This is a genomic window from Citreicoccus inhibens (assembly GCF_019039035.1).
GTDB classification, from domain to species: domain Bacteria; phylum Myxococcota; class Myxococcia; order Myxococcales; family Myxococcaceae; genus Citreicoccus; species Citreicoccus inhibens.
The window spans coordinates 40,905-64,913 of the sequence record NZ_JAHNZT010000029.1; the positions used below are offsets into that span (position 1 = coordinate 40,905).

The 24,009-nt window shown below is 68.7% G+C and carries 22 protein-coding genes; 10 read left to right on the top strand and 12 right to left on the bottom strand.

The features are described from left to right. Position 1: 1 nt before the first annotated feature. Positions 2 to 1,492 (bottom strand): aldehyde dehydrogenase family protein, encoded by a 1,491-nt coding sequence (locus KRR26_RS26910; protein WP_120202529.1) that lies wholly within the window; start codon positions 1,490 to 1,492, stop codon positions 2 to 4. 286 nt (positions 1,493 to 1,778) lie between these two features. Between KRR26_RS26910 and KRR26_RS26915 the strand changes: the two genes are divergently transcribed. The 4 genes from KRR26_RS26915 to KRR26_RS26930 all read left to right on the top strand — a co-directional run bounded on the left by KRR26_RS26915 (position 1,779) and on the right by KRR26_RS26930 (position 4,935). Then, on the top strand, positions 1,779 to 2,264 hold the full coding sequence (locus KRR26_RS26915) for a hypothetical protein (RefSeq protein ID WP_199723669.1): 486 nt from the start codon (positions 1,779 to 1,781) through the stop codon (positions 2,262 to 2,264). 117 nt (positions 2,265 to 2,381) lie between these two features. Next, a complete protein-coding gene (locus KRR26_RS26920; protein ID WP_120202531.1) occupies positions 2,382 to 3,185 on the top strand; it encodes an alpha/beta fold hydrolase in 804 nt (267 codons plus the stop codon). 6 nt (positions 3,186 to 3,191) lie between these two features. Continuing rightward, positions 3,192 to 3,647, top strand: a complete 456-nt coding sequence (locus KRR26_RS26925) for a hypothetical protein (RefSeq protein ID WP_120202533.1) — start codon at positions 3,192 to 3,194, stop codon at positions 3,645 to 3,647. A 64-nt stretch (positions 3,648 to 3,711) separates the two neighbouring features. After that, positions 3,712 to 4,935 (top strand): AI-2E family transporter, encoded by a 1,224-nt coding sequence (locus KRR26_RS26930; RefSeq protein ID WP_120202535.1) that lies wholly within the window; start codon positions 3,712 to 3,714, stop codon positions 4,933 to 4,935. Between the two features lie 7 nt (positions 4,936 to 4,942). Here the strand turns inward: KRR26_RS26930 and KRR26_RS26935 are convergent, their stop codons facing one another. Further along, a complete protein-coding gene (locus KRR26_RS26935; RefSeq protein WP_120202537.1) occupies positions 4,943 to 5,251 on the bottom strand; it encodes a hypothetical protein in 309 nt (102 codons plus the stop codon). 17 nt (positions 5,252 to 5,268) lie between these two features. Further along, the gene (gene rho, locus KRR26_RS26940) at positions 5,269 to 6,894 is read right to left on the bottom strand and encodes a transcription termination factor Rho (protein ID WP_199723670.1); all 1,626 of its coding nucleotides are present in this window, start codon (positions 6,892 to 6,894) and stop codon (positions 5,269 to 5,271) included. Between the two features lie 954 nt (positions 6,895 to 7,848). On the opposite strand from rho, the gene ligA reads away from it, so the two are divergent. The 6 genes from ligA to KRR26_RS26970 all read left to right on the top strand — a co-directional run bounded on the left by ligA (position 7,849) and on the right by KRR26_RS26970 (position 16,108). Further along, positions 7,849 to 9,876, top strand: coding sequence for an NAD-dependent DNA ligase LigA (ligA, locus tag KRR26_RS26945; RefSeq protein ID WP_217081197.1), 2,028 nt, complete (start codon positions 7,849 to 7,851; stop codon positions 9,874 to 9,876). A 13-nt stretch (positions 9,877 to 9,889) separates the two neighbouring features. Beyond that, complete coding sequence (locus tag KRR26_RS26950; RefSeq protein ID WP_120202540.1) at positions 9,890 to 10,177, top strand: acylphosphatase; 288 nt, start codon at positions 9,890 to 9,892, stop codon at positions 10,175 to 10,177. Next, positions 10,174 to 10,617 carry a DUF3052 family protein gene (locus KRR26_RS26955; RefSeq protein ID WP_120202542.1) on the top strand — a complete coding sequence of 148 codons (444 nt, stop codon included), beginning with the start codon at positions 10,174 to 10,176 and terminating at the stop codon, positions 10,615 to 10,617. The genes KRR26_RS26950 and KRR26_RS26955 overlap by 4 nt, the downstream gene beginning before the upstream one ends. Before the next feature lie 550 nt (positions 10,618 to 11,167). Continuing rightward, positions 11,168 to 13,768, top strand: a complete 2,601-nt coding sequence (locus tag KRR26_RS26960) for an Rne/Rng family ribonuclease (RefSeq protein WP_217081198.1) — start codon at positions 11,168 to 11,170, stop codon at positions 13,766 to 13,768. Between the two features lie 478 nt (positions 13,769 to 14,246). Continuing rightward, entirely contained in the window at positions 14,247 to 15,635 is a 1,389-nt protein-coding gene (locus KRR26_RS26965; RefSeq protein WP_233576650.1) for a YihY/virulence factor BrkB family protein, read from the top strand. 125 nt (positions 15,636 to 15,760) lie between these two features. Beyond that, a complete protein-coding gene (locus KRR26_RS26970) occupies positions 15,761 to 16,108 on the top strand; it encodes an HU family DNA-binding protein (RefSeq protein WP_120202548.1) in 348 nt (115 codons plus the stop codon). Between the two features lie 23 nt (positions 16,109 to 16,131). On the opposite strand, the gene KRR26_RS26975 is transcribed toward KRR26_RS26970, so the two are convergent. From KRR26_RS26975 to KRR26_RS27015, 9 genes are all read right to left on the bottom strand, one after another. Beyond that, positions 16,132 to 18,210, bottom strand: a complete 2,079-nt coding sequence (locus KRR26_RS26975) for a flagellar biosynthesis protein FlhA (RefSeq protein WP_217081199.1) — start codon at positions 18,208 to 18,210, stop codon at positions 16,132 to 16,134. Then, positions 18,207 to 19,256: an EscU/YscU/HrcU family type III secretion system export apparatus switch protein gene (locus tag KRR26_RS26980; protein ID WP_217081200.1), complete on the bottom strand. Its 1,050-nt coding sequence runs from the start codon at positions 19,254 to 19,256 to the stop codon at positions 18,207 to 18,209. The genes KRR26_RS26975 and KRR26_RS26980 overlap by 4 nt, the downstream gene beginning before the upstream one ends. Next, positions 19,253 to 20,035, bottom strand: coding sequence for an EscT/YscT/HrcT family type III secretion system export apparatus protein (locus KRR26_RS26985; protein ID WP_217081201.1), 783 nt, complete (start codon positions 20,033 to 20,035; stop codon positions 19,253 to 19,255). Before KRR26_RS26985 ends, KRR26_RS26980 begins: the two co-directional genes overlap by 4 nt. An 8-nt stretch (positions 20,036 to 20,043) precedes the next feature. Next, positions 20,044 to 20,313 (bottom strand): flagellar biosynthetic protein FliQ, encoded by a 270-nt coding sequence (locus KRR26_RS26990; RefSeq protein WP_120202552.1) that lies wholly within the window; start codon positions 20,311 to 20,313, stop codon positions 20,044 to 20,046. Between the two features lies 1 nt (position 20,314). Then, positions 20,315 to 21,040 (bottom strand): type III secretion system export apparatus subunit SctR, encoded by a 726-nt coding sequence (sctR, locus tag KRR26_RS26995; protein ID WP_217081202.1) that lies wholly within the window; start codon positions 21,038 to 21,040, stop codon positions 20,315 to 20,317. After that, the gene (locus KRR26_RS27000) at positions 21,040 to 21,444 is read right to left on the bottom strand and encodes a hypothetical protein (protein WP_217081203.1); all 405 of its coding nucleotides are present in this window, start codon (positions 21,442 to 21,444) and stop codon (positions 21,040 to 21,042) included. Before KRR26_RS27000 ends, sctR begins: the two co-directional genes overlap by 1 nt. Before the next feature lie 20 nt (positions 21,445 to 21,464). Further along, positions 21,465 to 22,550 (bottom strand): FliM/FliN family flagellar motor switch protein, encoded by a 1,086-nt coding sequence (locus KRR26_RS27005; RefSeq protein ID WP_236069229.1) that lies wholly within the window; start codon positions 22,548 to 22,550, stop codon positions 21,465 to 21,467. Positions 22,551 to 22,736: 186 nt separating this feature from the next. Then, positions 22,737 to 23,081 carry a hypothetical protein gene (locus KRR26_RS27010; RefSeq protein ID WP_328707221.1) on the bottom strand — a complete coding sequence of 115 codons (345 nt, stop codon included), beginning with the start codon at positions 23,079 to 23,081 and terminating at the stop codon, positions 22,737 to 22,739. Between the two features lie 136 nt (positions 23,082 to 23,217). Next, positions 23,218 to 24,009 carry a flagellar M-ring protein FliF gene (locus KRR26_RS27015; protein ID WP_217081206.1) on the bottom strand — a complete coding sequence of 264 codons (792 nt, stop codon included), beginning with the start codon at positions 24,007 to 24,009 and terminating at the stop codon, positions 23,218 to 23,220.

Consider the following 24,009-nt stretch of genomic DNA (forward strand, 5'->3'; position numbering starts at 1 on the left):
CTCAGGGGAGCGAGGGCAGCTGGGTCCACACCGCCTTCGTCTGCAGGTAGCCCTCCAGCGCGTGGTGCGACAGGTCCCGGCCCCAGCCGGATTCCTTGTAGCCACCGAAGGGCGCCGCATCGTCGAACTCGTTGAAGCAGTTGATCCACACCACGCCGCTCTTCACCTGTCGCGCGAGCGCATGCGCCCGCGCCACGTCGCGCGTCCACAAGCTCGCGGCCAGTCCATAGGGCGTGCCATTGGCGATGCTCAGCGCCTCGGCGTCGTCGCGGAAGCGCAGGCAGCTGAGCACCGGGCCGAAAATCTCCTCCTGCGCGATGCGCATCTCCGGCTTCACGTCGCCGAAGATGGTGGGCTTCACGAAGTAGCCCCGAGACTTCTCGCCCTCGAGGTCGCGCTCACCGCCCGCGAGCACGCGCGCGCCCTGCTTCATGCCCGTCTCGATGTACCCGAGGATGATGTCCAGCTGCCGCTGGCTCACCTGCGCGCCCATCTCCGTGGATGGGTCCAACGGATCGCCCACGCGCAGCGCCTTGGCGCGCTCGGCGAGGCGCGGAACGAACGCGTCATACGCACGCTCATGCACGAGCACGCGGCTGCCCGCGTTGCACGTCTCCCCCTTGTTGCCAAAGATGCCCCAGAAGCACGCCTCCACCGCGCGGTCGAAGTCCGCGTCGGGGAAGATGACCTGAGGGCTCTTGCCGCCCAGCTCCAAGGTCAGCTTCTTGAGGTTGCTGCCCGCCGAGGCCTGCATCAGCCGACGAGCCGTGCGCGCCGACCCCGTGAACGAAATCTTGTCCACGTCGGGGTGACGCGCGAGGGCCTCGCCCGCGGGGTCACCGTAGCCCGTCACCACGTTGAGCACACCCGGCGGGAAGCCCGCCTCCAGCGCGAGCGCGCCCAGCTTCAGCGCGGTGAGCGGCGTGTACTCGGAGGGCTTCACCACCACCGTGCACCCGGACGCCAGCGCGGGGCCGAGTTTCCAGCACAGGAGGCACGTGGGGTAGTTCCACGGGACGATGGCGCCCACCACGCCGACGGGCTCCTTCAGGCAGTAGGTGTGGAAGGGCCCCGCCACCGGGAGCACCTCGCCGAGGACGCCGCCCGCCAGGTCCGCGAAGTACGCGAGCGTGCCCGCGCCCGGCGCCACGTCTCCGCGCACCGCGTCTCGGAACGTCTTGCCGTTGTTGAGCGACTCGATGAGCGCGAACTCCTCGCGCCGCTCCCACAGCAGGTCCGCCAGCTTGCGCACGAGCCGCCCTCGCTCGCGGCCCGTCATGCGACTCCACGGCCCGGACTCGAAGGCGCGGCGCGCGGCCTTCACGGCGCGGTCCACGTCCGCGGCGGTGCCGGATGGCGCATCACAGAGCCGCTGGCCCGTGGCGGGATTCGTCACCGGAAAGGTGCCGCCCTCCACCGGGTCTGTCCACTGACCCTCGATGAGCAGTTGGAGCACGGGGAGCTGCGGCGTGAGCGAGCGCGCGTCGGACATGCGAGGCCTCGGGGTGCGCGGGGGCGCACGAGACAAAGAGCGGCCGGTGTGGGGCACCGGGCGCCGGACACGGTAGGAACCGCCTCCTGGCTCGGCAACCGCGCGCGTCGGCGAACGTCATGCGGTGGAAAGCAGCCGGGGTCCGCGCGCGCATCAGCGTCCCGCACGCGCAACGAGGGGCTCGCATCTGCCCACCACTGGACGATTGAGAGACACTCCCGCCGCGCGCCGAATCCTGCTCAACTTCACCGCGCTCCCATTCTTCGCCGTTCTCCCGAGGCCCCGCGTGCCGCGCCACCTGTTCGTCCTCCTCCTCGCCAGCGCCCTGGGCGCCTGCTCCAACGGAAACCTCTGCTCGCTGGCGCCTCGCTGCGACGATGGCATCGCGCTCAACTGCGATACCGCGTGCGTGGTGGGCCCCTGCTCCACCGGCCCCACCGAGTTGGAGTGCGCCGAGGGCACCACCTGCACCGTCGTCCCGGGCGACTCGAACGACGCGCGATTCTTCCGCTCGCGCGCGGTCTGCGCGCAGGAGTTGTCGGCGTGCGACCCGGCGACCGCCGCGCCTCCTGTTTGTGATGGACGCGGCTTCGTGTCGGGGTGCAGCGCGTACCGCCGGAACATCCACGTCACGTGCGCGCAGGCCGGGGTCTACTTCCGCGACGCGGCCTGCTGCCGAGGAAGCATCCCGGACGCCGGAGCCCCCGACGCGGGCGCGGACGATGGTGGGATTCCCGACGCGGGCGGCCTCGACGAGGACGGAGGAAGCTGAGCCTCGCGCGAATGTGGACGGTTGCGCCCCGCTGGCTCCGGCGTGTGCCGGACTCGCACCTTATCGTGAACCCAGTCGGCGAAATGGGTTTCGGGTCACTGAGTGCGGGGGGGCGCCATGAATCTCTTCGTGTTGCAGTACCGCAAGCTGATGCGCCGGTGGAGGCACCTCACCGGCTATCTCCACCTGACGCCTCGAGCGAGGCCCGTGCCTCGGCGCACGGACTTCCAGGACTGCGCCAGGCCCGTGCTGCTCCTGCATGGCTTCCTCAGCACGCACCGCGTCCTCGAGGTCCTGGAGCACCGCCTGCGTCGGGACGGCTATTGCGTCTGGACCCTCCACCTGGGCGGCATGCTGGATCGCCTCAACATCCAGGGTGTGGACGAGCTGGCCCACCGCGTCCGCGGCAAGGTGGAGCGCCTCTACACGCGCCACCCGGACATGGGGCCGCTCACCATCATCGGCCACTCGAAGGGCGGGCTCATCGGCCACTACTACGTGAAGCGGCTGGGCGGTGACACCCGCGTGCGGAGCCTGGTGACGCTGGGCACGCCGCACCGAGGCTCGAAGCTCGCGTACCTGGGCTGCATGACGCTCGGCTGGGCCAGTCGCGCCATGTGGCAGCTGACGCCCGTGTCCCCCTTCATCAAGCACCTGAGCGTGGGGGCCTTTCCCCGCGACGTGCGGCTCGTCTCCATCTACTCGCGCGCGGACGCCGTGGCGCCGTGGCCCTCGGCGGTGCTCCACGTGGACGGTCAGCCCAACGTCTTCAACCTGGAGGTCCCTGGCGTGTCCCACGGCGAGCTGCTCACCAAGCGCTCCGTCTACGAGGTCATCCGCCGTGAGCTGGCGCTGGGGTATGGTGTCTCGGAGCCCGCCGTGGAGCCGACCCTCGTGTCGCTCCCGTCCGCGGGCTCCTGAGCCGCCATGCCCTCGCGCTGGGACCACCTCTTCGACCTCAAGCCCGTCGCGCTCATCGACCACCTCCTCGACGAGGTGGCGAAGCTGCTCGCCAAGGACCTCCAGACCTGGCCTCCGCCCGTGCAGGAGCTGGACCTGGACACGGGAGGGGCCTTCGCGTCCCTCTTCACCGAGCCCCGGCCCCGGCCCGCCGCCGCCGTCTACACGGAGGCGCTGCGGCTGACGCGCTGGGAGCTCACCCGCGAGTTCGACGCCTTGGACGAGTACGTGCGCAACAAGCGCTACCTGGAGCGGGGGTTGGTCTCCGAGGACCGCCTGCCGCTGCTCTTCCTCAGCCGCTGGCTGACCGAGCAGATGCTGGGCCTGGGCGAGGCCACCGAGGGCCGAGTCAAGCGCGCCCACATGCAGAACTGCTTGGAGCGCCTGGAAGCACGGCTGCGGCAGGCGACCATCCAGGCCTGAAGGCCCGTTGTCGCACGCGCGCCCCTTGTCAGCGGGCCGTGGGGTGCCCTAAGCCGGGCTCGCCATGTCGCCGCCCGTTGACGCCTCGATCGCCGCCACCGCCGACCGCCGCAAGCGCTTCCTCCTCCTCGCGGGGCTCTGGGTGGCCATCGCGGGGGTGCTCATCGCCCTGCGCTCCGTGGTGATGCCCTTCGCGGGCGCGGCGCTCATCGCGTACCTGGTGCAGCCCTTGGTCGCGCGGCTCACCCAGCGCAAGGTGGCCGGGCGGGCGCTCCCCCGCTGGACGGCCCTGCTGCTCATCTACGCGGGGTTCTTCCTCGGCGTGTATCTCTTCTTCGTCGCGCTGGTGCCCCAGCTCTACCGCGAGCTGGCCCGCGTCAGTCGCGAGGCCGCGGCCTTCGCCAACACGCTCACGCCCGAGCACGTGCAGGAGCTGGCCCAGCACGGCGAGACGTGGCTGGCGGACCATGGCATCCCCGTGGCCCTCTCCAACCGCGCGCTGGAGGGCGAGGACGGCCCGGGCGGCGCGGGGCACTTCAGCCTGGCATTGGACCTGGAGAAGCTGCTCGGGGACACGGTGGCGCGAGGCTCCTCGCTGGTGAAGGAGAACCTGGGTGACATCGTCAACGTGTCGCGGCGCATCGTCACGTCGGTGCTGGCCAGCGTCTTCATGCTGTTCTTCATCTTGATGGTGGCCGCGTTCTTCTCCATCGACGCCCAGGCCATCCGCCGCTACTTCGGCACGCTCGTCCCTCCGGAGCTGCTCCCGGACGCGAGGCTGCTGGTGGACCGCATTGACCGCTCGCTGTCGGGCGTGGTGCGCGGCCAGCTCACCATCTGCATGGTCAACGGCGGGCTCACCTTCGTGGGCCTGCTGTTGTTCGGGGTGAAGTTCGCCTTCCTGCTCGCGACGGTGGCGACGTTCCTCAGCCTCATCCCCATCTTCGGCACCATCCTGAGCTCGGTGCCCATCGTGCTCATCGCGCTGGCGGACGGCTTCCAGAAGGGCGTGGCCATCCTGCTGTGGATTGTCGGCATCCACGCGCTCGAGGCGTACTTCCTCAACCCCAAAATCATGGGCGAGGCCGCGCGCATCCACCCCGTCATCGTCGCCTTCTCCCTCATCGCGGGAGAGCAGCTCTACGGGCTGATGGGCGCCCTCTTCGCCGTGCCGAGCGCCGCCATCCTCGTGGCCTGCTTCGACTACGCGCGCATCAAGGCGCAGCCCCCGGTGGTGGAGTCCCTGCCGCCGTCGCCCGTCGTGGAGAAGTCCTCGACCGCGGCGTGAGCCCGCGTCACTGGCACGCGGCGGCGCAGCGGGCGTTGCGACAGGTGGGGATGCAGCGGCCGCAGTCGATGCTGTTGGCCGGACAGCGCCCCGTGCAAGAGGCCCCGCCGCAGCTGGGCCCGTCCACGCGGTGCGTGACGGCCGTGCCCTCGCCGCAGCAAGCATTCGCCACGCAGTCCGAGTCCGCGTAGCAAGCGCGCTGCGAGAGCACCGGGGGCGAGTCACCCCCGGGCAGGTCCTCGGCGCCCACGTCACAGCCGGAGAGCGCCACCCCGAACACCAGGGTGGCGAGACGCACGACTGCGGAACGGCGCATGCGGCCCCCTGTCGTCGCTAGCGGTTCATCGAGCCGAGGAACTCCGCGTTCGCGGCCGTGGGACGCATGTGCTTGAGCACGAACTCCATGGCGTCGATGGGCGTGAACGGGTGGAGCACCTGCCGAAGCGCAGTGATGCGCACGAGGTCTCCCGGCGACAAGAGCAGCTCCTCCTTGCGCGTACCCGACTTGTTGATGTCGAGCGTGGGGAAGATGCGCTTCTCCATCAGCTTCCGGTCCAGGACGATTTCGGAGTTACCCGTGCCCTTGAACTCCTCGAAGATGACCTCGTCCATGCGGCTGCCGGTGTCGATGAGCGCCGTGCCGATGATGGTGAGGCTGCCGCCCTCCTCGATGTTGCGCGCGGCGCCGAAGAAGCGCTTCGGCTTGTGGAGCGCGTTGGCGTCCACGCCGCCGGAGAGAATCTTTCCGGACGCCGGCACCACCGTGTTGTAAGCGCGCGCCAGACGGGTGATGGAGTCCAGCAGGATGCACACGTCGTACTTCTGCTCGACCAGGCGCTTGGCCTTGTCGATGACCATCTCCGCGACCTGGACGTGGCGGGTGGCGGGCTCATCGAAGGTGGAGGAGACCACCTCGCCGCGCACGCTGCGCTCCATGTCCGTCACTTCCTCCGGGCGCTCGTCCACGAGCAGCACGATGAGGTAGACGTCCGGGTGGTTGCGGCTGATGGCGTGCGCGATGTTCTGCAGCAGCACCGTCTTGCCCGCCTTCGGCGGCGCCACGATGAGGCAGCGCTGGCCCAGGCCGATGGGGCAGAACATGTCGATGATGCGCGTGGTCATCTCCCCCGCCTCATGCTCCAGCTTGAGCTTGCGCGTGGGGTAGAGCGGCGTGAGGTTGTCGAACAGGATGCGCTCGCGCGCCGCGTCCGACATGGGGTCCGCGAAGTTGACCTTGTCCACCTTCTGCAGCGCGAAGAACCGCTCACCCTCGCGCGGCTGACGGATGGGGCCCGTCACGGTGTCGCCCGGCCGCAGGTTGAAGCGGCGCACCTGCGAGGGGGACACGTAGATGTCGTCCGGGCTCGGCTGGTAGTCGCTGTCCGAGCTGCGCAGGAAGCCGAAGCCGTCGCTCAACAGCTCCAGCACGCCCTCGGCATGGACCTCGTAGCGCTTGTCCGCGATGCCACCGAGCAGCGCGAAGATGAGGTCCTGCTTCTTCAGGCCCTGGTACCCCTCGATGCCCACGTCGTGGGCCATCTTGGCCAGGTCCGTGATCTTCATCCGCTTCAGGTCATTGAGCTTGATGACCTGCATGGGCGCGCCGTCGCGGGTGACCTCCGTGATGGCGGGCGCCTCGGGGGACTCCGGCGCGGGCGGCAGGGTGGCGGCGAGCTCCTCACCGTCCTCCGTGGAACGAACCTCCTGGAGGTCGTCGTCGCGCACCGGCCGGGAGACGGGCGTCATGGGCGTCAGCACGGGACGGGGCGGCTCAGCGCTCGCCTCCTCGCCGGCCTCATCGCGCCGGGACGGGGTGCGACGGGTGCGAGAGGGCTTCTCAGGCGCCTCGTAGCGCTCGGCCGACTTCGCCGCGCGCTTGCGACGGGGCTTCTCGTCCGCCTCCACGGAGACGAGCTCGGGGCCGGTGACTTTCTCTCTGGGGGAACGTGCTTTGGGCATGACAGGGCAGCAACGGAAGGGGGGAACGCCCGAGGGCTCGGGCAGGTTGGAGACGCGGAAAAGTGCCGCGCGGCGCTCGGAAGCACCTTCCAGGAGGGCAGCCCTACCCGGGTCCGAGAACGGGACGGAGGTGGGCGGAAGCCTGTGGTTGGGAAGAGACGGGCGAGAGGGAACCCCTGCGCCATGAATCGCGCCGGAAACTATTGACCCCCTCTGGGCCTGTCAAGGCATCCGTGCCCCGTATCGACCCATTTTTCAGGAGGTTGCATCCGGAGGGAGGCCTCCTCCTGAACCTGGAAAACGCTATGTCATTGAAATTCGGGCCCACGAGCGACCGAGGTGGGCTCCTGGTGGGGACAACACCTCATTCCCCCACCCTCTTCCCATCGCGTGATTGTCGATGGCCTCCCGCTCCCGCCCGGACCTGCGCCCCGGAGATGTGGCCCCGGAGATGTGGCCCCGGAGATGTGACACAGCCGTCACGCCTCAACGCCCCAGCCGCCGACCCCATGGACTGTCCGGGCAAGGCACACCCGCGGGGACGCGCGCCTCATCCGCGGTCATCAGGGAGGCATCCCTGGCCTATCGGACTCGGAGAGCACACGGCGCCACGTTCGAGGACTCCCTTTCCAGGAGGACACGTACGCGACGGCTCAATCCGAGCACATCCTCTTCCGTGCCCGCGCCGCGCGCCCCACCCGAGGAGTCTCCACGCTGGCCACGACCCGGCACGGAGGAGCGTCGGGCGCTGCGTCCTCGCGCGGCGTCCTCGCACGATTCAGGCGCGCTCGGGCTCACGGCCTCACTCCCTCCGGAGGCCCCGACGACGGCGCGCGCACGCCGTGTCAGGTCACGGCCGTAGAGTGTGGGGCTCCGCCAGCCACTGACGGCGCGAGTCCTCCATACCGGGGGCACGCGCCATGACGCCGTGAATTGGAGTAAGGACCCCGCCCCGTGGACACCTTCCAGAAAGCCGAAGCCCGAGCCCTTGAGCTCCGCCGCGAGCTGGCCCACCACAATCACCGCTACTACGTCCTCGACTCGCCGGAGATCAGCGACGCGCAATACGACGCGCTGATGCGGGAGCTCCAAGGCCTGGAGACAGCGCACCCCTCGCTCGCCACGCCGGACTCGCCCACGCAGCGCGTGGGAGGCGCGCCGGTGGATGACTTCGGAGAGGTCGTCCACTCGGCCCCCATGTTGTCCCTGGCCAACCTCTTCGATGACGCCGGGCTCGTGGAGTTCGAGGACCGCATCCGCAAGCTGACCGGACTCACCCAGGTGGCTTACGTGTGCGAGCCCAAGCTGGACGGCCTGGCCATCTCGCTGCGGTACGAGAACGGCCGGTTCGTGCAGGGCGCCACCCGAGGCGACGGCACCACGGGAGAAGACGTCACCAGCAACCTGCGCACCATCCGCAGCCTGCCCATGGAGCTGTTCCCCCTGGACGCCGGCGTGAAGGTGCCCAAGCGGCTGGAAGTGCGCGGCGAGGTCTTCATTCGCAAGGAGGACTTCCGCAAGCTCAACGAGAAGCGCGAGGAGGCCGGAGAGCCGCTCTTCGCCAACCCGCGCAACGCCGCGGCTGGCAGCCTCCGCCAGCTCGACCCGAAGGTGACGGCCTCGCGCCCTCTCACCGTCTATCTTTACGAGTGCGTCCCTTCCGAGGACCTGCCCGCCTTCAAGAGCCACGTCGAGAAGCTGGAGCACCTGCGCAAGCTCGGCCTCCCCATCAACACCTACGTCCGCGTCGAGGGCGTCGATGGCATCCGCAAGGCCTACGATGACTCACTGAAGGGACGCCACGCCCTGCCCTTCGAGGTCGACGGCATGGTGGTGAAGGTGGACGAGGAGGACCTGCGCCGCAGGCTGGGACAGGTCTCCAAGAGTCCGCGCTGGGCCGTGGCCTACAAGTTCCCGCCCGAGGAGGAGTCCACCGAGGTGCAGAACATCGGCATCCAGGTGGGCCGCACGGGCGCGCTCACGCCGGTGGCCCACCTGCGTCCGGTGAAGGTGGGCGGCGTCACGGTGTCCCGCGCCACGCTGCACAACGAGGACGAGCTGCGTCGCAAGGACGTGCGCCAGGGCGACACCGTCTTCGTGCGCCGCGCTGGTGACGTGATTCCAGAGATTGTCAGCGTGGTGCTGTCCAAGCGCCCCGCGGACTCGCGGCCCTTCGAGTTCCCCGCGCACTGCCCCGTGTGCGGCGCGGCCGCGGCGAAGGACGAGGATGGCGCCATCATCCGCTGCACCGGCGCCTCGTGTCCCGCGCAGCTGGTGGAGAAGATCCGCCACTTCGCCAGCCGGTTGGCCATGGACATCGAGGGCCTGGGCGACAAGCTGGCCACCCAGCTCGTGGCCACCGGCACCGTGAAGTCCTTCGCGGACGTCTACGGGCTGACCAAGGAGAAGCTGCTGACGCTCGAGCGGATGGGTGACAAGAGCGCGGAGAACCTGCTCGCGGCCATCGAGCACTCCAAGCAGACCACGCAGCGCCGCTTCCTGTACTCCCTGGGAATCCGCCACGTGGGGGACGCCACCGCCAAGGCCATGGCCGAGGCCTTCCCGGAGGTGCACCGCCTCTTCACCGCGACCTTGGAGGACATCACCCGCGTGAAGGACGTGGGCCCGGTGATGGCCCAGGTCATCCACACCTTCTTCCAGGAGCCGCAGAACCAGCAGGCCGTGGAGGCGCTCTTGAAAGCAGGCGTCTCCCCAGCCCCGCCGCAGGTGAGCACCAGCGGCCCGTTCCTGGGAAAGACGGTGGTCCTCACCGGAGGCATGAGCGGCATGTCCCGGGAGCAAGCAAAGGAAGAAGTCGAGCGCCGCGGCGGCAAAGTGTCCGGAAGTGTCTCGCGCAAGACCGATTTCGTCGTCGCGGGCGAGGATGCCGGCTCCAAGCTCAAGAAGGCGCAGGAACTCGGGGTAAGAATCCTGGATGAGCAGGCGTTCCTCCTGATGCTACAAGGCGACGCCAGAGGATGATGAGGACCGAGGCATGAGCACGCGGCGGCGCGCGACCCTGCGAATCCGGGGCAAGGTGCAGGGTGTCTCTTTTCGGGAGAGCGCCCGCGCCGAGGCCCAGCGTTTGGGCCTCACCGGCTGGGTGCGCAACCTGAGCGATGGCAGCGTGGAAGCCGTCGCCGAGGGTGAGCCCGCCGCCCTCGACCTCTTCATTCAGTGGAGCCATCGTGGCCCCCGCTCCGCGCACGTCACCGAGGTGGTGCGCACGGACGGCGAGGCCACCGGCGAGTACAGCCTCTTCTCCGTGGAGCGCACCTCATGACGCCGTACGCGCTGGCGTCCCTGCCGACCATGCTGGGCATCCGGGCAGGGTCCAAGGTCTCCGTCATCAACCCGCCTCGCGGCTTCGTCCAGCGGCTCAATCCGCTGCCGGACGGAGTGGAGTTCCTCATCACCGCGCAGACGGGCCTGGACGTCATCCTCTTCTTCACCCCGGACGCCCAGGAGCTCGTCCAACGCCTGCCCGCACTCGCGCGCGCCATGGCCCTCACAGGGGGCATCTGGGTCTGCTGGCCCGGCGGCGAGGGCGTGAAGTCGACGCTGTCCGAGGACTTCGTGCGCCACGCCGCGCTCGATATCGGGCTCGTGGACAACAAAATCTGCCTCATCGACTCGACCTGGACCGGCCTGCGCCTCGTGCGCCGCCCACGCGGCCGCCTGGACAAGCCCGAGGGCCGCAAGCAGGCCCCCGCGCAGGCCTGACCGGGCGGGCGGACAGACGCAGGGCATCTGCATCCCAGTGGATGAACGACGCTTCTTGCCTTTACACACCTGGTGGGGCGTGGAAAACTCGTCGTGTTTCTGGACGGTTGTGTGACGCTCCGCGTTGTCGGACGTCATGTCCAGGCAGGAATTTCGACGGGTTGCGTTCCAGACCCCTCCGAACGCGTCAGCCGCACCGGGGCTCCCAAACACCCCCCCAAGATGCCCACGGATGGGCACCGACCGGGTGAGGAAGAGGGGGCGGGCGGCCCACGCGCGTGGTGGAGGGCCTCGAACGCTTGAAGAGAAGCAGGCCCCCCCGGCACGGTGCCGGTTGCAATGCGGGGCGACATGAACTCGGAGGAGCAGGCGGTGGTCCCCTTGGCCCTCACCCCAGCGATGCAGGTCCCCCCCGGAGACTCCGGGGTGTACGGCTTCACTGGAGGGCCTGGAACCGCCTCTCCCCTCGCAGCGTGCTCGGAGGTGTGGCCCCCCGCCGCCCCCCGTCCGGTGTGGTCCGCCCTACCGCGCGCGCGTCCAGGATTCATCCATGAGCAGTGTCCTCGTCATCAACGCCGCGGGTCGCGAGACCCGGGTGGCGCTCGTCGAGAACGGACACATCGCGGAGTTCTATCTCGAGCGTAAGAAGGACAAGGGAGTCGTCGGGAACATCTACAAGGGTCGCGTCGTCCGGGTGCTCCCCGGCATGCAGGCGGCCTTCGTGGACATCGGTCTGGAGAAGGCCGCGTTCCTGTATGTCAGCGACGTCGTCTATGACCCTGACTTCGCCCGCGCTCAGTTCGAACTGACCGAGGGCGAGCACGAAGACGCGCCCGAGGTCCCCACCGAGATGGAAGCGGATGCCGCCGAGGCAGCCGCCGAAGCCGCCGTCCACGAGCCCGGACCGCACGCCGCCGAGGTCGAAGCCGAGGCCCAGGCGCTGGCCGCGGGCCCCGAGGTGAACGCCCCGCTGACCGAGGCGCTGCCTCGCGACACCGTGGTGGAGCTGGCGGCCACGTCGCCCGCGATCATCCCCACGGAGGATGCGGCCGTCGTGGTCGTTCCCGCCGAGGGAGCGGTCGTCGCGGCCGAGGCGAGCCCCGAGGCCCCCGCCGCCACCGAGTCCGTCGCGGTCGCGGTGCTGGAGGCGGTCTCCACCGACGCGGCCGTCCTCCCGCCGGCCGAAGCCGCGCCGATGGCGACGGGCACGGATGACAGCGCCGTGGTGGCGCTGGCCTCCCCTGAGGCCCCACCTCCCTCCGCCGCCGCGCTGGGCGACATCATCCCCGCGCCCGAGGGCGAGGCCGTCGTGGCCCGTCCGGCGGACGTGTCCGGAGAGCGCCGCGCCCCCCGCGAGGCCCGCGAGCCCCGCGCCCGCGAGGCCCGTGAGAAGGACAAGGGTCGCCGCCCGGCCGAGGGCCAGCGCCGCGACAAGCGCGAGGACGAGAAGGAGAAGCCCAAGCAGCGCCGGACGGACAAGATCGAGGACCTGCTGAAGGTCGGGCAGGAGGTCGTGGTTCAGATCTCCAAGGACCCCATCGGCACGAAGGGCGCGCGCCTCACCTCGCACATCTCCATCCCGGGCCGCCATCTGGTGTTCATGCCCACGGTGGACCATGTGGGCATCAGCCGCCGCATCTCCAATGAGAAGGAGCGCCGGCGCCTGCGGGAGATTGTGGATCGGCTGCGCCCACCCGGGACGGGCTTCATCGTCCGCACCGTGGCGGAGAACGTTCCCCAGGAGAAGCTGGAGAGCGACATCCGGTTCCTCATCGAGGTGTGGAACCAGGTCGTGCGCCGCAACGAGAAGCGCGGTGGCCCGGGCCTGCTGCACCCGGACCTGGACCTCATCCTGCGCGCCACGCGCGACCTGTTCGCCCACGACGTGGAGAAGCTCGTCGTCGACGACCCGGAGGAGTACGAGCGCATCCAGGGCTTCGTCACCGCACAGGACCCTGCCCTGAGGGACCGCGTCGTCCTGCACGACGGGGATGAGCCCGTCTTCGACGCGTACGGCATCGAGCAGGAGCTGCAGCGCGCCACCCAGCGCAAGGTGTGGCTGAAGAGCGGCGGCTACCTCATCATCGACCAGGCCGAGGCGCTCACCGCCATCGACGTCAACTCGGGCCGCTACGTCGGCAAGAAGAGCCTCGAGGAGACCATCACCAAGATCAACGTCGAGGCGGCCAAGGAGATCGTCTACCAGCTCCGGCTGCGCAACATCGGCGGCATCATCATCTGCGACTTCATCGACATGGAGAAGGCGCAGAACCGCGACAAGGTCTTCAAGTCGTTGCAGGAAGCGCTGGGACGCGACAAGGCGAAGACGAACGTCCTGCGCATCTCCGAGCTGGGCCTCGTGGAGATGACGCGCAAGCGCGTGCGCGAGTCCATCGGCCGCGTGCTGCACGAGGACTGTCCGTACTGCGACGGCAAGGGCTTCGTGAAGACGGCCACCACGGTGGCGTACGAAATCTTCCGCGAGATTCGCCGCGAGGCGCCGGGCTACAAGGACTCGACGCTCGTCATCAACTGCAATGCCGAGGTGGCTCGGCTGCTCCAGGGTGAGGAGCGCAACGAGCTGCGCCACCTGATGGACCGCTACAACAAGTCCATCCAGGTCAAGGCGCAGCAGAACTACCACCGCGAGCAGTACGACATCTACGGCCGCTCAGCGACGGGCCCCGAGCACAAGGTGGCCTCGTCTCCCGGCTCGGGAGATGGCGAGCTGGCCATGCAGCAGCGCCGGCCTGACAGCAACTACGGCCGCCAGGACCAGAACCGCCGCGGCGGCCGTGACCGTGACCGTGAGCGCTCCGGGGGCGGGGGTGGCGGAGGCGGCGGTGGGGACCGGCGCGAGGGGCGGCGTCCTGAGCGCGGTGGAGGCTCGGGCGGCGGTGAGCGGAACCGCGGCGGCGACCGCGAGCGCAGCGGCGGCGACCGCGAGCGCGGCGGTGACCGCGAGCGGCGCGGCGGCGGCGAACACCGAGGTGAGCGCGGCGAGCGAGGTGACCGCGGCGAGCGGGGCGGTGAGCACGCCGCGCGGCAGACGCCCCCGAACAGCGGGAGCGGCGGAGACAACTCCGGCGGGACTCCGCCGTCCTCGACTGGGGGAGGCAGCTCGGAGCCCTCGGGCGGCGGCGCGGCCTGACGCGCACCGTGAGGCCATGGGACGGAGGTCCCATGGCTTCACGCAGTGACGCAGCACCGCCTTGGGACCTCCATCGTCCCAAGTGCCTCGCCTTAGCGCACGAAGCAGTCATGGGGCGCCGGTCGACGTTGGCCATGAGCCACCGACCGGCGCCGTGCCCAAGGGCCACCAGCCCACCGCTGAGCCTCAGTGGAACCCCTGGCGGGTGAGAGACTTCGCGTCTGGCCTCGCGGAGAACAGCCTCGGCGTTGCCCTCCAGCGCGGACACGCGGCGCCGTTGGGTCCGTGCGATGCGTGACCCTGTGGCAGAACAGCGCACGGAGTGGGCTGGCCCGGGCGCCCCAGGTTTGGCTAGCCTGGACCGCCCGACTCGCATGGCCCGGCCCTCTCCATCCCCCTCGCGGCGCCCCCCCGTCCCTGCGGGCCGCTTTTCCGCCCGGGCATCTGCCCGTGCGGGCTGGTGCGAGTGAGGATGACCGTGGCCTCGGGTTCCCCCTCTCATGCGAAGGCGGTACGGGATTGGCTGCTCGCGCGGGCGGCTCGCCTGTGGGCACCTGTAGGCGCGACGACGCTGGGCCAGTTCGCGGCGGACACCTTCTTCGCGGCGCGCACGGTGGCCCGGGGGTTCATGGGAGAGAACCTCCGCCTCCGAGCCGCGGCGCTCACCTACGTCAGCATGTTCTCGCTGGTGCCGCTGCTGACGGTGGGACTGGTGCTTCTCCGGGCCTTCCACCAGGAGAACTTCCAGAAGCGCTTGCGCTTCGTCATCTTCGAGCTGCTCGCGCCGGGTGTGCGCGAGGAGTCCGCGGCGTTCCTCGACCGGTTCTTGCACCCGAGCAGCACCATCGCGGTCGGCAGCATGGGCTTCCTCGCCGTGTTGCTCTCTGCGGGTTCGCTGCTGCGCCAACTCGATGGCGCCGTGAACGAGCTGTGGGGCATCCGCCGTCAGCGGCCACTGATGGCGCGGCTGCTCATCTACGCGGGGCTGCTGCTGCTGGGCCCATTCTTCCTCGCGGTGTCGATCTCCGGGACGGGCGCGGTGCGCTCCTTCCTGCAGACCAACATGCCGTATGCCTTTGTCTTCATTGGCATCGGCACCACGCTGACGGCCATCGTCAGCCTCACCTTGCTCTACTACTGGACGCCGTACGCGCATGTCCGTGTGCGCTCGGCGCTTTCGGGGGGACTGGTCGCGGGCCTGGGGTGGATGTTGGCCAAGCAGGTCTACGCCGAGTTTGCCGTGCGCAGCTTCCACTACAACCCCCTCTACGGCTCGCTGGGCGCCCTGCCCCTGTTCCTCGCGTGGGTCCATGTGAGCTGGCTGCTGCTGCTGTTCGGCGCGCGGCTGGCCTATGCCGTGGAGCACACGTCCTTTCGCGATTCCTTGTTCGCGTTCGGGAGCCACCCTCGCGCCAACGAGTTGGTCGCCGCCCGAGTCGCCCAGGAAGCCACGCTCTGCTGGGTGGAAGGACGGACCCCACCATCACCCCGCGAACTCGCGACCCGCATTCGCGTCCCCGAATCCCTCGTCCACGAGGTCGTCGACCGGATGGTCGAAGGCGGACTGCTGGAGCACGCGCGCCGAGGGGGCCTGCTCCCCGCCAAGGACCCCGCCGAGCTGACCCTGGCGGACACGACCCTGGCGGTCCATGGCGTGATGATCACCGGTGGGCCGGATACCTGGACAGGACCGAAGGCCCCGGGCTTCGAGCAGCTCGAACCGCTCTTTCAGTCAGCTGACTGCGCGGGCATCGACTTGTTGCGGCGCACCCGCTGGGTCGATCTGCTCGCAGGACCCGGACCCGACACGAGGGAGGAGCCCCCGGCATCCACTCCTCGAGTCGCGGCCGGTGGTCGAAATCCGTAACGTTTCTGAGTGGTTGGAAGCCTCGTCGGCTTGCATGACGGAGGGGTTCTGTTATGTTTTCTGGATTCGACCACGGGCCAGAGCGCCCTGTTGCGAAGGGGTCACCGGGTTTGCGGGAGCGTCCGATGCTCAAGTCCGATCTGATCAACATCCTCGTTGGCAAGCGAGGCGTGACCCAGAAGCAGGCTGAGGCCACCATCGAGACGATCTTCGAGTCCATGAAGGACGCCCTCTGCCGTGGTGAGAACATTGAAATTCGCGGTCTCGGCGCCTTCCATGTGAAGAACTACCAGGGATACCAGGGCCGCAACCCGAAGACGGGTGTGGTCATCCCGGTGAAGCCCAAGCGGGGCCTGCTCTTCCGCACCGGCAAGGAGCTCCGAGACCGGGTCAACCGCCCCGCCCCCCAGCAGGCCCAGACGGACCTGCCGTCCCCGTCCGAGAGCAAGGGCAGCGGAACCGGCACCCTCTGACCGAAGGGCTTTGCCGTCGGTCTTCAGGCTCCCGCGGACACCGCGGTGAGTCGGCCAACCGGGCGGATTTGCAGACTCCCCTCCAGTTCGCCGTAGGTCAACACCGCCACCTCGGGGAAGGCGCCCTCGCACAGCTTGCGCAGGGAGCGTCGGACATCGGGCGCGGTCAGCAACACGGCGCGGCCTCCGGTGGAGATTCGGCGCACCCCTTCCAGGATTTCCGCCGCACGCTCCGGCGCGAGCGCGGGACCGCGAGGCCCCCCGTTCCGGAGTGACTCCTCGACCTCGGGGTCCACAAGGTAGGCATACAGGGGGCCGGAAGGCGCGAACTTGTGGCTCAGGTAGCGGTGCAGCGCCTGCCGGCACCGCTCCGCGAGCGCGGCGGCATCACCTTCCGTCGTTGGAGAGACGAGCGCTTCGAGGATGGTCCGCAGGTCCCGAATGCTCACCTGCTCCTGAACGAGTCGCCGCAGCACGTCCACCAGCAGCGGCAGCGGCACCTTCTGCATGGCCTCCTTCACCAGGACCGGAGCCTGAGCCTCCAGCCCCTCCAGCAAGTGCTGCACTTCCTGGAGGCCGAGCAACGCGGAGGCCCGCGCGCTCAGTACCCCACGCAGATGGTCTGAGATGAGCTCATCGGCGCGTCGCACGGGAACCTGCGCCATCTCCAGCCGAGCGCGCGCCGCCTCCGACACCCTGCAAATGGTTCGCCCGGTGGCGGGCTCCTGAGCAGGCTCCGCCTTCACCTCGAGGAAGGCCACCTCGCCGGGTTGAGCCAGGGCATACAGCGCCCCCACCGCGACCTGGCCCGCGCCCGCGGGAACTTCGTCCAGCAACACGCGGTACTCCCCAGGCCCCAGATAGGACGCCTGGGTCCTCACCCGAATGCCGGGGACACGAACCCCCAGTTCGAAGAACAGTGCATCGCGCACGGCATTGAGCGTCCGGTGCACGAAGGCCCCCCCATCCGCCTCGGCCAAGGGTGTCAGGTCTGGAGCGAGGTCCAACGTGAGCGGCGCGACTCCCACGGGCGCACCACCGCGCTCGGTCGTCGGTGTCTCTGCCCCCGTCGGAGCTGTCACACCCGGGGCCTTGCCCGCGGAGGACCGTTCGACCTCGCTCGACTTCGAGCCCTGGCGCTTCCGCAACACATGGCCCAGCGCGCCCAGCGCGCCACCGAGGAACAGGAACGTCCCATGGGGCATGCCAGGAATGCAGGCCAGCGCACCGCACAGCCCCGCTACGACCCAGAGCGTCTTCGCCTGTCCGAAGAACTGCGAGCCAATCTCCGCTCCGAGCGAGTCCGATTCATTCTCCGAAGCCACACGCGTGACGACGAGGCCTGCCGCCACCGCGATGCACAACGAGGGAATCTGGGACACAAGCCCGTCGCCCATCGCGATGAGCGCGAACGTGGAGGCTGCGTCCGCCAAGGACAGTCCTCCCTGGAACATGCCGATGAGCGTGCCCCCCAGGAGATTCACTGCGACGATGACCAACCCCGCGATGACGTCGCCCTTCACGAACTTCATGGCGCCATCCATGGCCCCGAACATCTGCGACTCGCGCTCCAGGTCGCGTCGCCTCCGTCGCGCCGCGGCCTGGTCGATGGCCCCTGCTCGCAGGTCCGCATCGATGGACATCTGCTTTCCTGGCATCGCGTCCAGCGTGAATCGAGCCGAGACCTCCGCCACACGCTCCGCGCCCTTGGTCACCACCAGCAACTGCACCAGCGTCAAGATGGCGAACACCACCGCGCCCACGACGTAGTCGCCGCGCACCACGAACTCACCAAAGGCCTGGATGACGGCCCCCGCATGTCCCTCCGCGAGCGCCAATCGCGTGGACGACACGTTCAAGGACAAGCGGAACAATGTGGTGAAGAGCAGCAGCGTGGGGAAGGCAGTCACCTTCAAGGCATCGCGCGCGTACAGTGATGCAACGAGCAGCGCCACCGACACCGCGAGGTTGAGCGCGAGCCCCACATCCAAGAGCCACGCCGGCAATGGAATGATGAGTGCGCCCAAGACCGCGGCCATGGCCAGCGCCAGCAGCGCGTCCGGCGATGTTCTCGCCCACACTCTCTCGAGGCGATGAATCATGGCGTCCACCTCGCCGGATGCGTGTCCGAGTCCTTCACCTCCAGCGCAGTCCGAAGCACCACGGCGGCGGCCTGATACAGCTCCTCGGGAATGGGTTCCCCCACGTCGAAATGAACCAGGCTCCGGGCCAGCGGAACGTCTCGGATGATGGGGATGCCCAACTCAAGCGCTTCCGCGCGCAAGGCCAGGGCTTCGGATTCACGGCCCTTCGCGACGAGATATGGGGCGTCACACTCCGCGGCGTCGTAGCGCAATGCGACCGCGATATGCGTGGGATTGATAACCATGGCAGTGGCCTTCTGCACTCCACGTGCCGCGCCGCCCTGCGCAAGCTGACGGTGGAGGGCTCTGCGCTGCCCTTTGTTGCGAGGATCTCCCTCACTCTCCTTGTGCTCCCGGCGCACTTCCTCTCGCGACATCATCAACTCCCGACGATGCCGCCATCGCGCCAGGAAGTAGTCGAGTAAGCCCAATCCCAACAGCATCCATGCCAGGCGGAGACACAGCCTCGACAGACACTCTCCCAAGAACCTCGCGCTCCCCAATCCGTCACTCCAGATGGTCCGCAGCGCATCGGCCCCGCTCGAGGCGACTTCACGCCAGACCACGAAGGCGACCAGGGCCGCTGCGCCCAATGCCTTGCCCACTTCCAACACCGTGCGCCCGCTGAACAGCCGCTTGAATCCCGCGATGGGATGGACTCGCTCCAGCGTGGGGAGCACATGCGCCGGATTCACCTCGAACCCCACCGTCGCCACGGAGACCCCGAGAGCGGCCAGCAGCGCGCCCCCTAGCGCGGGGCCGCTCAGGCTCACGACGAGCCTCACGGCTTCCATCCCGACATCCGTTGCCCGCTGCTCCAACAGGAGCCGAGCGGTCCAAGACATCAACTCCGCGCCCCCATCGCGAGCCTGAGACAGAAAACCCAGGAGCCCACCCAGTGTCACCGCAGTGGCGGACAACATCCGACTGCGGGGGACCTGCCCCTTGCGGCGTGCTTCTCGCAGTCGTCGGGGTGTCGGCTGCTCCGTCTTCTCCCCGCTCACTGAGCCTTCTCCCCTAGCCAGGCCAGTGCCGCTCCACTCGCCATGACGCCCGAAAGCAACCGCTCGCACATGACGCCCACACCAAGCCAGAGAACCGCTCCCCCGCCCAGGATTCGAAGCGGAGCCCCCAGCTCCTTCAAGTCCACCTGAGCCGCGACGCGCGAGGCCATCCCGAGAAAACAGTCCACCGCCAACACCGCAGCGGCAACCGGTGCACCTACCGCCAGCCCCGTCGTCATGGCCGCCCCGACCCAGGTCGCAACCCGCACGGCGACCACCTCCGTCGGCACGAAGGCGCCCAACCGCACGACGCCAAAGCCTCGGATCAATCCGGAGAGCACGAGCGGGAAGGCACTCCCAGACACCACGAGCGCAAGCAGCAGGTTGTAGAGCCCCTCTCCCGAGGCTGCCTCGCGACTTCCCGCCACAGGCAGGCTCGCTTCCGCGGATGTTCCCCGGACGAGATCGACCATGCGCCCCGCCATCCGAGCAGAGTCGAACGGCAATGCGGCCACCAACCCCATCACCGAGCCCATGACGAACTCCCGCACCACGAGCGCGCCCAACTCGAAGGGTGTCTCAACGACCTGCGGCAAGCGCACCCCTGCTTCGACATGCAGGAACAACGAGAGCGCCAGCACCAGGGCCAGCTTCACGGACGTGGGGGCGGCCTGACCTCCGAGCAGTGGACATAGAAAGGAGATGGGAATGAGCCGTGACGCACACAGCGCCACCGCGACGAGGTGTGGCGCCAGCTCCGTCAGAGATTCGTCCCACATCGAGGGGCTCACAGCGACACCTCCGCGATGAGCATCAGGAGCTGCTGGGTGAAGCGAACGAGCTGCGCCGCGATCCACGGACCCGCGAGGACCAGCGCCACCACGGCCGCGCCCAGTTTGGGAACCACCGAGAGCGTGCTCTCCTGGATCTGCGTCGTGGCCTGAAAAAGGCTCGCCGCGAATCCCACCACCAAGCTCGCGCCAATCGGAGGCAACGAGGCCAGCACCATCAACAGCAATGCCTCGCGTCCCAGGGTGAGGAGCATGTCTTGGGTCATGTCACCGATACCCCAAGATGAGTCCACGCGAGAGCAACGCCCAGCCGTCCACCGCGACGAAAAGCAGAATCTTGAAGGGCAGACTCACCTGACTGGGGGACAGGGTCTGCATCCCCAAGGCGAGGAGCACATTGGCAATGACCATGTCCAAGACAAGGAAGGGGAGGAAGACAATGAAGCCAATCTCAAAGGCTTCCTTCAGCTCCGTGATGACGAAGGCTGGAATGATGACGAACGCGTCTTCTTCCTTCACGTGAGAGGCCTCCTCGGGAGGCCGCAGCTCGCGCGCGAGGTCCGCGAAGCGGGCACGCTCCTCCGCGCTGCCATGCTTCAGCAGAAAGGCCCTCAGGGGCTCGGTGACCCGAGCCGCCGTGTCCAAGACCTCAGTGCCAGAGTCCACGTCGCGATAAGCGGCCCGCCCCACGTCGTACATGCGCTCCGCAACGGGCGCCATGATGTGCCCTGTCAGGACCGCGGCCAGCCCTGTCAGGACCAAGGTAGGCGGTGCCTGCTGCGTTCCCATCGCCGAGCGCGCCAGGGACAACACCACCGCGATCTTCGAGAAGCTCGTCAGCATCAAGACCGCGAAGGGCAGCAACGACATGAGCGCGAGCAACCCCATCATCGCCACGGGGTTTCCCGCGTAGGACATCTGCGACAGTGACGCGCCTGCCCCGAATGAGGCCGTGGGCAACAGCAGCGCCAGTCCGGTCAGCAACCGCCCCATCACGCCACCACCTTGGGGAAACCACGGCGGTATCGCGAGCGCCACAGGAGGGGCAGCGACCGCGTGAAGGGGCGCGGCTTCTTCGTCTCGCGAATCTCCGCGAAGGACTCCCCGTGCACCACCAGATAGCCACGCCCATCCACCTCCACCAAGGCCAGACCACAGCGCTGAGACAACCCTGCCCTCGACACCACCGTCATGCGTGATGGGGGCACCACGCCAGGCCCCACCATCGCGCGCCGCCGCCACCACCACCAACCCAGCGCCCCCACCAGCGAGCCCCCCAGAAGCCCTCGCGCCAGCGTCACCGCTGACACGCCTCCACCCAAGGGTGCGGCAGCCAGCAGACCCAGCATGAGCGCGACCGCCCACATCATCCGCGTCCGAATTGGAAGCGATGCCATCCATTCACGCACGTCCCACCTCATGGCAGCAGCGCGAGGATGCGGGCACCGACCTCGCCCTCGATATCAACCAACTCCGCTCGCGCCACCGCGCGCTCCCCCACGCGCAGCAACACCGGGTCACTCGCGTTGATGTGCAGCGGAACCAGGACCCCCGGCCGCATCCCCATCAACTCCGTCAGCGGCAACATCACGCGGGCCAGCTCAATCTCCACATCCACGGGGAGCGGGGGCATTCCCTCGCTCGACTCACTGACTGCGGCCATGTCCAACTCCTGGGGTGACGCGCCCGAATGAGCGCGGTTCAACGAGAAACCATCCGACTGGAACGAACCGCTCAGGAAGAACCCCGACGTGAGGAGGCGTCCGGGACCTCGGAGGTGGCCCGCCTCGCGGTGCACACCTTCGAAGACGATGACGTCACCACTTCGCAGGGTCTCCAGTGCGCCCGGGGAGAGCCGGCTCCGACCCGCGCGGCATCGCGCGGGCACCGCCAACGACAGCCACTGCGGCAGAGGCTCCCGCCCAGGCCCCTGTGGCAGGGTTTGAAGCGCGACCTGAAGCGAGTGCGCCGGCAACACGAAGCGCGCACCGCCCACGACGTCTCCCAGCCGGACACGCAGCGCGATGCCTACGTGACGCCGACGCGATTCCATCCGCGCCACCACGGCCTCTCCGCGCGTCGACACCGCCAGCAGCCGAGGCCCCAGCAAGTCATGGAGCGAGCCCTGCGCTCGCGTCGCCGAAAGAACCGCGAGCAAGAGGAACACCAGCGTGGACTCCTCCAGGCGGGTGAGGGAGTCCAACGGCACAGCTCGACGACCCGCTCCCGCCAACCTCCCCAGCGCGGAGAACACCAGCGCGGGCTCCAGCTCCAACACCGCCACTCCGCCCACCGCGGACAGCTCCAGCACCGCGAAGACATTCCCGGTCCCAAGCCCCGTGGCTGGGACGAGCGCCGATTCCAACACCCGTGCCTCCGCGGTGACCTCGACGTCCAGCTCTCGCGTCAGCGCCTCACACGCGACACGCAATGCGGCATCCCCGAATGCAGCCACATCGGGGCGCTGAGACAGGATTTGATGCGCGCGGGTGAGCTTGCGCATGGCCAGCCAACTCGGACGCGCGTTGCGCTGGGATGCAGAGGAGGCACGAAGCGGATTCGTCATGGACTTGGGCGCCACGGCAATGCACGGGCACGGCCAACACGGTCGCGAGTGGAATCAGGCGGTTTCGAGAGAGAGGCATCCGCGAGACGGATGCCGAGTACGCGGAGTCGGACGCTCCGCGGGTCAGCGCGTCGCCTCGCGAATGAGTCGCGCCGCGAGCGCCTCCATTCCCGGTGCGTCGCCCGGGGATGACGCCTCGAGCGCCTGACCTGGAAAGAGGCTGCGGTGATACGGCGGCAGGGCCCGGTAGAGCGCCTTCCGTAGACAGCCGCTGGCGGAGGCCATCACCGCGCGCAGGCGGTCCGCCGCGTCTTCTCGCTCACCGAACGCCAGGGAGAGCCTCGCTTGACGGCGCGCCGAAGGCAGTTGGGCGACCTCCGTCAACAAGCCCCTGGCCCGCTCGGCCTCCGCCGCGACCAATCCGTCCAGTAACTCCCAGGCGCGTTCCCGCCCCAGCACGTGAATCACCAGGACGCAACGCTCCAATGGGAGGAACAACGGGTCAGCAGTCTTCGGCTCCGCCTGCCCCGAAGCCGGAGCAGCCACTGTCTTCCTCACGGGCCGTGAGGCCCGACCCGCTCGCGTCACATCCATGCGGAGGCCCTCATGTGGCCTTGCGCGGTGTGACCGGCGTCAGCACCGGGCGCGGGGAGGCGGTTGGCTCGCTCCGCATCCGATGGTGCCTCAACTTCAGCGTCACCAGCACCAAGGCCACGGCCAACACGGTGAGGACCACGCCAAGAATTGCGAGCAGAATCCGCAGGCGCGCCACCGGAGAGGCTCGCGGATGCGCCACCGGCATCACTCGGGTCGTCACTTCATCCACGAGCAGGGACACCCCATCCGGCGAGAGGCCCTCCACACCACCTGCGAGGAGCGTCTTGAGGGACTCGGTGGACTGGCGCAAATGCGCGGCGCGACCAGGCTCGGCCCGCAGCATGGCCGCGGCCTTCGACGCGGACACCGGTTGACCCGAGCGAGGTGGCGCAGGCAACACCAGATGCACTCGCGCCAGCAGGACACCGTCCACGGTTTGCAGCGTCTTCTCCAACTCACGCTCCATCACCCGCGTTCGACAGACCTGCTCCTCCGTGGGCGTGCGCACCAGTCCACTGCCCCCGAACACGTCACAGCCCGACTCCTCGGGCGGGCGCGGCAATCCCAGCTCGGCCAGGATGCGAACGGCGTCGGAGGCATGCTCGTCCTCGACCTCCACGGACCAGGAGGGCTTCTTGCCCCCTTCCGCGACCTTGCGCGCATCGAGCCCTCGCTCGATGAGCACCGTCTGAAGCAAGTTGGCCTGCCGCTCATCCAGACCATGTTGAATCTGCTCACGACAGGCCGAGATGCCCTGAAGACAGAACAGGAGCAGCGCGGCTCGACACAGGAAACGCAT

Bases quoted from the DNA above. Each gene is read 5' to 3' on its own strand.
- KRR26_RS26910 (WP_120202529.1), bottom strand. From the start codon at position 1,492: ATGTCCGACGCGCGCTCGCTCACGCCGCAGCTCCCCGTGCTCCAACTG.
- KRR26_RS26920 (WP_120202531.1), top strand. From the start codon at position 2,382: ATGAATCTCTTCGTGTTGCAGTACCGCAAGCTGATGCGCCGGTGGAGG.
- KRR26_RS26925 (WP_120202533.1), top strand. From the start codon at position 3,192: ATGCCCTCGCGCTGGGACCACCTCTTCGACCTCAAGCCCGTCGCGCTC.
- KRR26_RS26930 (WP_120202535.1), top strand. From the start codon at position 3,712: ATGTCGCCGCCCGTTGACGCCTCGATCGCCGCCACCGCCGACCGCCGC.
- KRR26_RS26935 (WP_120202537.1), bottom strand. From the start codon at position 5,251: ATGCGCCGTTCCGCAGTCGTGCGTCTCGCCACCCTGGTGTTCGGGGTG.
- rho (WP_199723670.1), bottom strand. From the start codon at position 6,894: ATGCCCAAAGCACGTTCCCCCAGAGAGAAAGTCACCGGCCCCGAGCTC.
- KRR26_RS26950 (WP_120202540.1), top strand. From the start codon at position 9,890: ATGAGCACGCGGCGGCGCGCGACCCTGCGAATCCGGGGCAAGGTGCAG.
- KRR26_RS26955 (WP_120202542.1), top strand. From the start codon at position 10,174: ATGACGCCGTACGCGCTGGCGTCCCTGCCGACCATGCTGGGCATCCGG.
- KRR26_RS26960 (WP_217081198.1), top strand. From the start codon at position 11,168: ATGAGCAGTGTCCTCGTCATCAACGCCGCGGGTCGCGAGACCCGGGTG.
- KRR26_RS26970 (WP_120202548.1), top strand. From the start codon at position 15,761: ATGCTCAAGTCCGATCTGATCAACATCCTCGTTGGCAAGCGAGGCGTG.
- KRR26_RS26975 (WP_217081199.1), bottom strand. From the start codon at position 18,210: ATGATTCATCGCCTCGAGAGAGTGTGGGCGAGAACATCGCCGGACGCG.
- KRR26_RS26985 (WP_217081201.1), bottom strand. From the start codon at position 20,035: ATGTGGGACGAATCTCTGACGGAGCTGGCGCCACACCTCGTCGCGGTG.
- KRR26_RS26990 (WP_120202552.1), bottom strand. From the start codon at position 20,313: ATGACCCAAGACATGCTCCTCACCCTGGGACGCGAGGCATTGCTGTTG.
- sctR (WP_217081202.1), bottom strand. From the start codon at position 21,040: ATGGGGCGGTTGCTGACCGGACTGGCGCTGCTGTTGCCCACGGCCTCA.
- KRR26_RS27000 (WP_217081203.1), bottom strand. From the start codon at position 21,444: ATGGCATCGCTTCCAATTCGGACGCGGATGATGTGGGCGGTCGCGCTC.
- KRR26_RS27005 (WP_236069229.1), bottom strand. From the start codon at position 22,550: ATGCGCAAGCTCACCCGCGCGCATCAAATCCTGTCTCAGCGCCCCGAT.
- KRR26_RS27015 (WP_217081206.1), bottom strand. From the start codon at position 24,009: ATGCGTTTCCTGTGTCGAGCCGCGCTGCTCCTGTTCTGTCTTCAGGGC.